The organism is Streptomyces sp. F001 (genome assembly GCF_004187715.1).
Taxonomy (GTDB): domain Bacteria; phylum Actinomycetota; class Actinomycetes; order Streptomycetales; family Streptomycetaceae; genus Streptomyces; species Streptomyces flavusporus.
Genome location: NZ_QZWF01000027.1, coordinates 25,341 through 32,371, shown reverse-complemented (window position 1 = coordinate 32,371; position 7,031 = coordinate 25,341). Strand labels below are relative to the sequence as shown.

Sequence of the window (7,031 nt, the reverse complement as noted above, 5' to 3'; positions counted from 1 at the left end):
AGACGGTTGATGTACCGGAACGGCTCGCCGTGCGTGTTGCGGTGGCCGGCCAGCCCGAAGTTACCGGTCTTCGCTTCCGGCATCGCCGTCTTCAACGCGCCCTCGGCATAGTGGCCGACCATGCCCCGGTCCAGCACCCCCTTGTTGCTGGTGCCCTCGGCGATCGGCACGACCACGTCCAGCTTGGGAATGTGCAGCAGCGCAAAGCCCTGGCCCGGCTCGAAGGTGCCCGGGTTGCGCTTGCCGCTCGCCCAGTCGTCCTGGAGCTGGCTCGCCTCGTTGCCGGCCTGCGCGTGCGCCCGCACGTTCGTCCACCACAGCTGGTAGGTGACGAACAGCAGCATCAGCACGCCGGTGGTGATGAACACCTCACCGATCACCCGGCTGGCGACCACTGCCGGGCTCGGTCTGCTCGCCCGCGCCTGTCGTCGCGCCTCCACCCGGGACAAGGGACGCTGCGGAGCCGTCGTGGCGTCGGTGTCGGCGGGCCTACGGGAGCCTCCATGCCGCCCGTGACGCCGCTTGGCGGCCTTCCTGCGGGCCGCGCGGCCACCGGGGGCGGGTCCGACAGCGGAAGGAGCCAACGGGGCGGGAGAACCCGATATGGGCTCGCCGACGGAACGCACCTCACCCGGCGGCTCGGGTATCCGCAGCGCGACGGTCTCCTCGTCGACGGGAGGCTCGTACGACGCCTGATACGGCTCCTGGGACGGGGGATACCCCTCCGTGCCGTACCAGTCCGTACCAGGCGCCGCGGTCACGCCGAGGCCCTGCCCACCACCGGGGCGAGCCCCGCCGACCTCGCCACCGCTCCGTGGTCGCCGCACTCCACCAGCCAGTTGGCCAGCATCCGGTGACCGTGCTCGGTCAGCACCGACTCGGGGTGGAACTGCACACCCTCGACCGGGAGTTCACGGTGTCTCAGGCCCATGATGATGCCGTCGTGCGTCCGCGCGGTGACCTCCAACTCGGCCGGCACGGTGACCGGCTCGGCGGCGAGAGAGTGGTAGCGAGTCGCCGTGAACGGAGAGGGCAGGCCCGCGAAGACGCCCTTGCCCTCGTGCTCGACCAGCGACGTCTTGCCGTGCAGCAACTCCGGCGCACGATCCACGACACCGCCGTACGCCACCTGCATCGACTGCATACCGAGGCAGACACCGAAGACGGGCACCCCGCCGGCCGCACAGTGCCGGACCATGTCGATACAGACCCCGGCCTGTTCAGGGGCGCCGGGACCGGGCGACAGCAGCACACCGTCGAAACCGTCATCGGCGTGCGCGGTCGAGACCTCGTCGTTGCGCAGGACCTCGCACTCGGCACCCAGCTGGTACAGGTACTGCACCAGGTTGAAGACGAAGCTGTCGTAGTTGTCGACGACGAGAATGCGCGCGCTCACTGGTTGTCCACCGTCACATCGTTGAAGGGAAGCAGCGGTTCGGCCCACGGAAACACGTACTGGAACAGGACGTAGACCACGGCCAGGATCAGTGCCAGTGAGATCAGCGCCCTGACCCACGCGTTCCCCGGCAGATGCCGCCAGATCCAGCCGTACATGCCGTCCCTTCCGTCGCACCACGGCACCAGACTCACGCCGTACTGCACCAGACTAACGGCGCAGGGCCGCTGGTTTCCCGGCCTCCACAGGCTGGGTGGAATCCAGATGCGCCCAGACGATCAGCCGGTGGCTGTGTCCCCACTCCGGTTCGCAGGTGGTGAGCGTGAGATAGCGGCCCGCACTCGTGTACCCGGATTTACGTGGCACGGGGTCGATCACCTCAACGTCCGTCGGCACATTTTGTACGGCCCCTTGCCGATCCGGTACGTGAACCAGGTCGCCCCATCGGTCAGCACCACCGCGTCGCCGCGACGCAGCCGGGGGAAATCCTTGAAGGGATCACCGTACGTGCGCCGGTGACCCGCCACCGAAAAGTTCCCCTTCTGACCGAGCTGCCGGTGCCGGCGTAGTGGCCGAGGCCCTTCTTGAGGGTGTCGGTGGCGGTGCCCTCGAGCACGGGCTTGTTCCACGTGAAACCAAGGCGCGGGATGTACATGATCGCGAACGGTTTCCCGTTCTCGTACGCCGCCGGCTTCGGGGGGCTCGCAGAGGCACCGGGGGCTGCGCCGGGCTGCACGGCCCCCTGCGACCACTGCTCCTGGAGCCGGTCGACCTCGTCGTCCATGACGTTGTCGGCCTTCACCCGGTCCAGAACAGCACATAACGACAAAGAGCACGATCACAGTGCCACGGTGATGCACAGTTCGCTGACGGTCCTGACGATCACGCGCACCGGCGGCTCCTGAGCGGCGCTTACTCCACGGGCTTCGCGTAGTGCAGGTCCACTGTGCCCGAGTAGCCGGGCAGAGTCACCGTCCCGTTCTCCTCCACTTTCCAGCCCAGGCCGTAGACATTGACGTACACCATGTAGTTCTGGATCGCCGGCGACGCCGAAAGCGCCTGCTGCAGCTTCTCCGGATCGCCAACCGCCGTGATCTTGTACGGCGGTGAGTAGACCCGGCCCTGGAGGATCAGGGTGTTGCCCACACAGCGCACCGCACTGGTGGAGATCAGCCGCTGGTCCATGACCTTGATCCCCTCGGCGCCGCCCTCCCACAGGGCGTTCACCACAGCCTGCAGGTCCTGCTGATGGATGACCAGGTAGTCGGGCTGCGGCTCCGGATAGCCGGGGAGCTTGGCGGTGGCGTTCGGCGGAGCGTCGTCGAGTGTCACCGTCAGCGCCTCACCGGTGAGCTTCTGAGTACCCGCGTCCTTCTCCAAGGCGGCGAGCTTGTCGTCCTCCGCCTTGGTGCTGCCGTCGTCGCGCTCGGCGAGGGACTCGACGTCCTCACGCAGGGCCGCGTTGGACTCGTCCAGTTCGCCGTTGTTCCGGCTGCGCTCCTCAATCAGGTCGGAGAGCTTCAACAAAGACGCATCCGTACGGATATTGGTGCCTTTGGCCGTATGGAAACTGGTGAAGAAAATGAGCCCCGCGAGAGCGAAGACGCCCACCGTGAGCAGCCGCACGGGCCGGAAAGCCCACCGGCGGGCAGGGCTGGATCCCGTCCCGGGGGAGTCGGCAGAATTGCTCAACGTACCCTTATCTCCTTCGGCGCCACGGAAGCACTACGCTAACGGACGCCCGGGGGAGCGCTCTGAGCTCCTTGCACACGCCCCCGAACGTTGCCCCGAGCCCGACCCAGTTCCCTGCGCGGCCACGCAGCGCATCGACAGGAGAGACCCTCGTGCCGAAGTCACGTATCCGCAAGAAGGCCGACTACACGCCGCCGCCGTCGAAGCAGGCGACCAGCATCAAGCTGAACAGCCGCGCCTGGGTCGCCCCGGTCATGCTCGCCATGTTCCTCATCGGGCTGGCCTGGATCGTCGTCTTCTATGTGACCGACGGTTCGCTGCCGATCGACTCGCTGGGCAACTGGAACATCGTGGTGGGCTTCGGCTTCATCGCGGCCGGATTCGGTGTCTCCACCCAGTGGAAGTAGGCCGGTCGAAGACCAGGCGAGCGGGCGGTGAACACAGCTCTGCCACGGCTATCCGCTGAGTTATCCACAGCAGTGAGAATTTCCACAGCCGACCTGGGGAAAAGACCGACGATCTGTGGATAACGCATCGGACGTTGACACCGATACGACAGCCACACTATCCCAGAAACCTTGTTCGCCCCCTGTCTGACCTGCAGAAACGCCGGTCATCGACAGGGGGCACGCCTGTTCCCGCACAGCGTGCACAAGATCCACCACGCACTGTGGACAACTTGAACAGCTCAGTGGATAACCACCCGGCTCAGCTGAGCTGAGCGGTCCGCAGCAGCGTCATCCCCACGACGACCGCCAGGACCAGCACGCTGGTGCCGTACTGGACCAGTCCCCGGCGTTCGCGCGGGGCGTGGACCATGGCGTAGCCGATGACCAGGCCGGCGGCGAGTCCGCCGATGTGGGCCTGCCAGGCGATGTCGAAGCCCGGGCTGAACGTGAAGATCAGGTTGATCGCGAGCAGGGCGATGACCGGGCGCATGTCGTAGTTGAGCCGACGCATGAGCACGGCTGTCGCGCCGAAGAGGCCGAAGATCGCTCCCGAGGCGCCCAGCGAGGCTGTCGTCGGGGCTTCCAGCAGATAGGTCAGGGCGCTGCCTGCGAGGCCTGAGACGAGGTAGAGCGTGAGGTAGCGGGTGCGGCCGAGGGCGGCTTCGAGGGGGCCGCCGAGCCACCAGAGGCTGAGCATGTTGAAGCCGATGTGCCAGATGGCTTCGTGGGTGAACATCGAGGTGAACAGGCGGTACCACTCGCCCTCTGCGACGCCCTCTGTCGGTCCCCAGGGCGCTGGTGGCCATTCGCCGATGAGGAGGATGTGGTTGAGGAGGGACGGTTCGGCCCGGCCGGCGATGAATACCGCGAGGTTGATTCCGATGAGGATCTTGGTGAGGAGTCTGGGGTCGGCGACGACGGTGCCGCCTGCGATGGTGCGGGGGCGGGAGGCGCCCGGTGCGTGTCCGGTGCCGGAGGCGTCGCGGACGCATGCGGGGCACTGGAAGCCGACGGAGGCGCTGACCATGCAGTCGGGGCAGATCGGGCGTTCGCAGCGAGTGCAGCGTACGCCGGTCTCGCGGCCGGGGTGGCGGTAGCAGACGGGCGTGCCGGCGGCGTCCTGCGGGCCCGGGTTGTCCGGGCCGTGGTTGTGCGGGCCGTTCGGGCTGCCTGGCGCCTGGTCCATGAGGTCCCTCATCGTCGAGTCCGACAGAAACGCCCCGCTCTCTTACGGACGAGCGGGGCGTTTGGTTCCCTACGGGAGGTCTCGGACTCGGCTTTTGCGGGTCCTCCGACTTGGTCCTCGTGGGCCTTCCGGCTCAGCCTTCGCGGGTCTCCACGACGACCGACTCGATGACGACGTCGTTGAGGGGGCGGTCGGTGCGCGGGTTGGTCTGGGTGCTCGCGATCGAGTCGATGACCTTCTGGCTGGCCGCGTCCGTGACTTCGCCGAAGATGGTGTGCTTGCGGTTCAGCCAGGCCGTCGGGGAGACGGTGATGAAGAACTGCGAGCCGTTGGTTCCCGGGCCGGCGTTGGCCATCGCCAGCAGGTAGGGCTTGTCGAACTGCAGGTCCGGGTGGAACTCGTCGGCGAACTGGTAACCGGGGCCGCCCGTGCCGTTGCCCAGCGGGTCGCCCCCTGGATCATGAAGCCGCTGATGACCCGGTGGAAGACCGTGCCGTCGTACAGCTTGTCCGTGGACTTCTGGCCGGTGGCCGGGTGGGTCCACTCACGCTCGCCCTTGGCGAGCTCGACGAAGTTCTTGACCGTGATCGGCGCATGGTTCGGGAAGAGCCGAACTTGGATGTCGCCGTGGTTGGTCTTCAGGGTGGCGTAAAGCTGCTCAGCCACGATCTGCCTTCCGTTGTCTTCCTGTGACCCACGATCCTCGCACGGCCTGCGCCGTACGTCGCCCGACGTGCTGTTTCGGGCGGGAATCCGGGCGGAGGGCTTGCAGATTTTCCGATGAGTCGTTCCGTGGCGGGAGCGCGGAGCGGCGATCCGTGGCATTGTCGACGACAAGCTCCTGTTGCCGTATTCATCCGCTATTGCGCGGCGACCATGACCCGGATGCCCGTCCTCACATGCCACGTCATGCTTGGGCAGGCATGATCCCTAAAAGGGTGGAAAGTCGAAATACGTACGCCACCGAGGAGGAGGAACCCGTGACCCGCATCGACAGCGTGCGCGCCGCGACCGGCTCGGCGAAGGACAGCGTGCTGCACGCCGCGGAAGTGGTGGCGCCGTACGCCGACACGGCGAAGGACCGGACCGCGCACTATGCACACGAGGCACGCGTACGGCTTGCGCCCAGGGTGTCGCAGGCCGCCGGGCAGGCCCGCGTCCAGTACGAGTCGCATCTCGCGCCGCGCCTGGAACAGGCCCGTTCGCATGTGCCGCCGAGGGTGGACCACGCCGCCCATGAGGCCGCTTTCCGTACCCGTATGGCTGCCCGGCAGGCTGCCGACTACTCCCGGCCGAAGATCGAGCAGGCGGTGGCCGCGGCCGGGCCCGTCAAGGACGAGGCGGCGTCGCGTGGTGCCGCCGCGCTGGCCGCGCTGCGTGGCCAGGTCTCGGCCGAGGAGATTCACAAGCTGGTCCGCAAGCATGAACGGCGGGCCAAGGCCGGCCGGGCCGTGAAGGTACTGGCGGTTCTCGGCGTTCTCGCGGGCGGCGCTTTCGCCGCCTGGAAGTGGTGGGACAAGCAGGCCAACCCTGACTGGCTGGTCGAGCCGCCCGCCGCGACCGAGGTCTCCGAGTCGGGCCGGCTCACGTCGGTGGACGGCAGCGGACAGTCCGTGCTCGATCCCGAGGTGCAGGCCAAGGAGGCCGAGGAGGAGGCTGCGGACCGCGAGGACCGCGGCTGAGCCGTCTGACCGTGGGGCGGGAGACTTGTGGGTCTCTCGCCCCGCAGTGATGATTCACGCGGATGCCCCGGGTGGAACGGCGTTTCACGTGAAACCGGCGAGCGGCGCGCGCTCTGCGTCGTACGGCCGTAACTTGCTTGCTATTGCACCTGGTTGACGATTGCGCGGCACAGCCGTACCTCACCTGTCACATGCGCGAGCTGCGGTGCTGATTGCCAAGAACGGCACCGTGCGTCAGGAGCTTGGGGGCACCGTTCATCTCTGCGCACGAGGGTGAGTCCGGTTGCGCCTGCAATGAGCTGTCGCAGGTGCACCGGCCGTCAACAGGTGAGCTGGGACATCCACCGAAGCACCGATCCTCCGGTGTGAGTGGCTCAGGTGGGTCCGCCGCGCCGGATCCGTGATCCGGCGGCGTAGCGCGTGGGCCGGGTCGGGCAGGTCGACGTCCCACAGACTGGCAGAGTCCACGATGTCGAGGGCCGGGGTGCGTCCGCCTGGGCTGAAGCGGGACGCGCGGAAGCCTGACCGATCCGGTCGGCGTGCCTCGAGGAGCCGCTGCCGCTCCCCGTGCGCATACGTGTGTTCTGCGTGTACCGAGACACGAAAATACCCTCCGAACCGCGTTT

At 67.4% G+C, this 7,031-nt stretch carries 7 protein-coding genes and 2 pseudogenes; 2 read left to right on the top strand and 7 right to left on the bottom strand.

Annotated elements, in window-relative coordinates:
- The 5 genes and pseudogenes from StrepF001_RS39430 to StrepF001_RS39410 all read right to left on the bottom strand — a co-directional run.
- A partial coding sequence (locus StrepF001_RS39430) for a sortase (RefSeq protein WP_240797886.1) occupies window positions 1-761 on the bottom strand: 761 nt, incomplete at its 3' end.
- Window positions 758-1,396: an aminodeoxychorismate/anthranilate synthase component II gene (locus tag StrepF001_RS39425; protein ID WP_129802954.1), complete on the bottom strand. Its 639-nt coding sequence runs from the start codon at window positions 1,394-1,396 to the stop codon at window positions 758-760. The genes StrepF001_RS39425 and StrepF001_RS39430, both read right to left, overlap by 4 nt.
- On the bottom strand, window positions 1,393-1,590 hold the full coding sequence (locus StrepF001_RS39420; RefSeq protein ID WP_206306887.1) for a hypothetical protein: 198 nt from the start codon (window positions 1,588-1,590) through the stop codon (window positions 1,393-1,395). The genes StrepF001_RS39425 and StrepF001_RS39420 overlap by 4 nt, the downstream gene beginning before the upstream one ends.
- A 16-nt stretch (window positions 1,591-1,606) precedes the next feature.
- Window positions 1,607-2,288: pseudogene (locus StrepF001_RS39415) on the bottom strand (class E sortase).
- A 20-nt stretch (window positions 2,289-2,308) separates the two neighbouring features.
- On the bottom strand, window positions 2,309-3,088 hold the full coding sequence (locus StrepF001_RS39410) for a DUF881 domain-containing protein (RefSeq protein WP_129802953.1): 780 nt from the start codon (window positions 3,086-3,088) through the stop codon (window positions 2,309-2,311).
- 152 nt (window positions 3,089-3,240) lie between these two features.
- Between StrepF001_RS39410 and crgA the strand changes: the two genes are divergently transcribed.
- The gene (gene crgA, locus StrepF001_RS39405) at window positions 3,241-3,495 is read left to right on the top strand and encodes a cell division protein CrgA (protein ID WP_129798863.1); all 255 of its coding nucleotides are present in this window, start codon (window positions 3,241-3,243) and stop codon (window positions 3,493-3,495) included.
- A gap of 301 nt (window positions 3,496-3,796) precedes the next feature.
- Here the strand turns inward: crgA and StrepF001_RS39400 are convergent, their stop codons facing one another.
- Window positions 3,797-4,723 carry a rhomboid family intramembrane serine protease gene (locus StrepF001_RS39400; protein WP_129798862.1) on the bottom strand — a complete coding sequence of 309 codons (927 nt, stop codon included), beginning with the start codon at window positions 4,721-4,723 and terminating at the stop codon, window positions 3,797-3,799.
- 133 nt (window positions 4,724-4,856) lie between these two features.
- Window positions 4,857-5,389 (bottom strand): annotated as a pseudogene (locus tag StrepF001_RS39395) (peptidylprolyl isomerase).
- Window positions 5,390-5,703: 314 nt separating this feature from the next.
- Here StrepF001_RS39395 and StrepF001_RS39390 point away from each other — a divergent pair.
- On the top strand, window positions 5,704-6,405 hold the full coding sequence (locus StrepF001_RS39390; RefSeq protein WP_129802952.1) for a DUF5324 family protein: 702 nt from the start codon (window positions 5,704-5,706) through the stop codon (window positions 6,403-6,405).
- The last annotated feature ends 626 nt before the right edge of the window (window positions 6,406-7,031 follow it).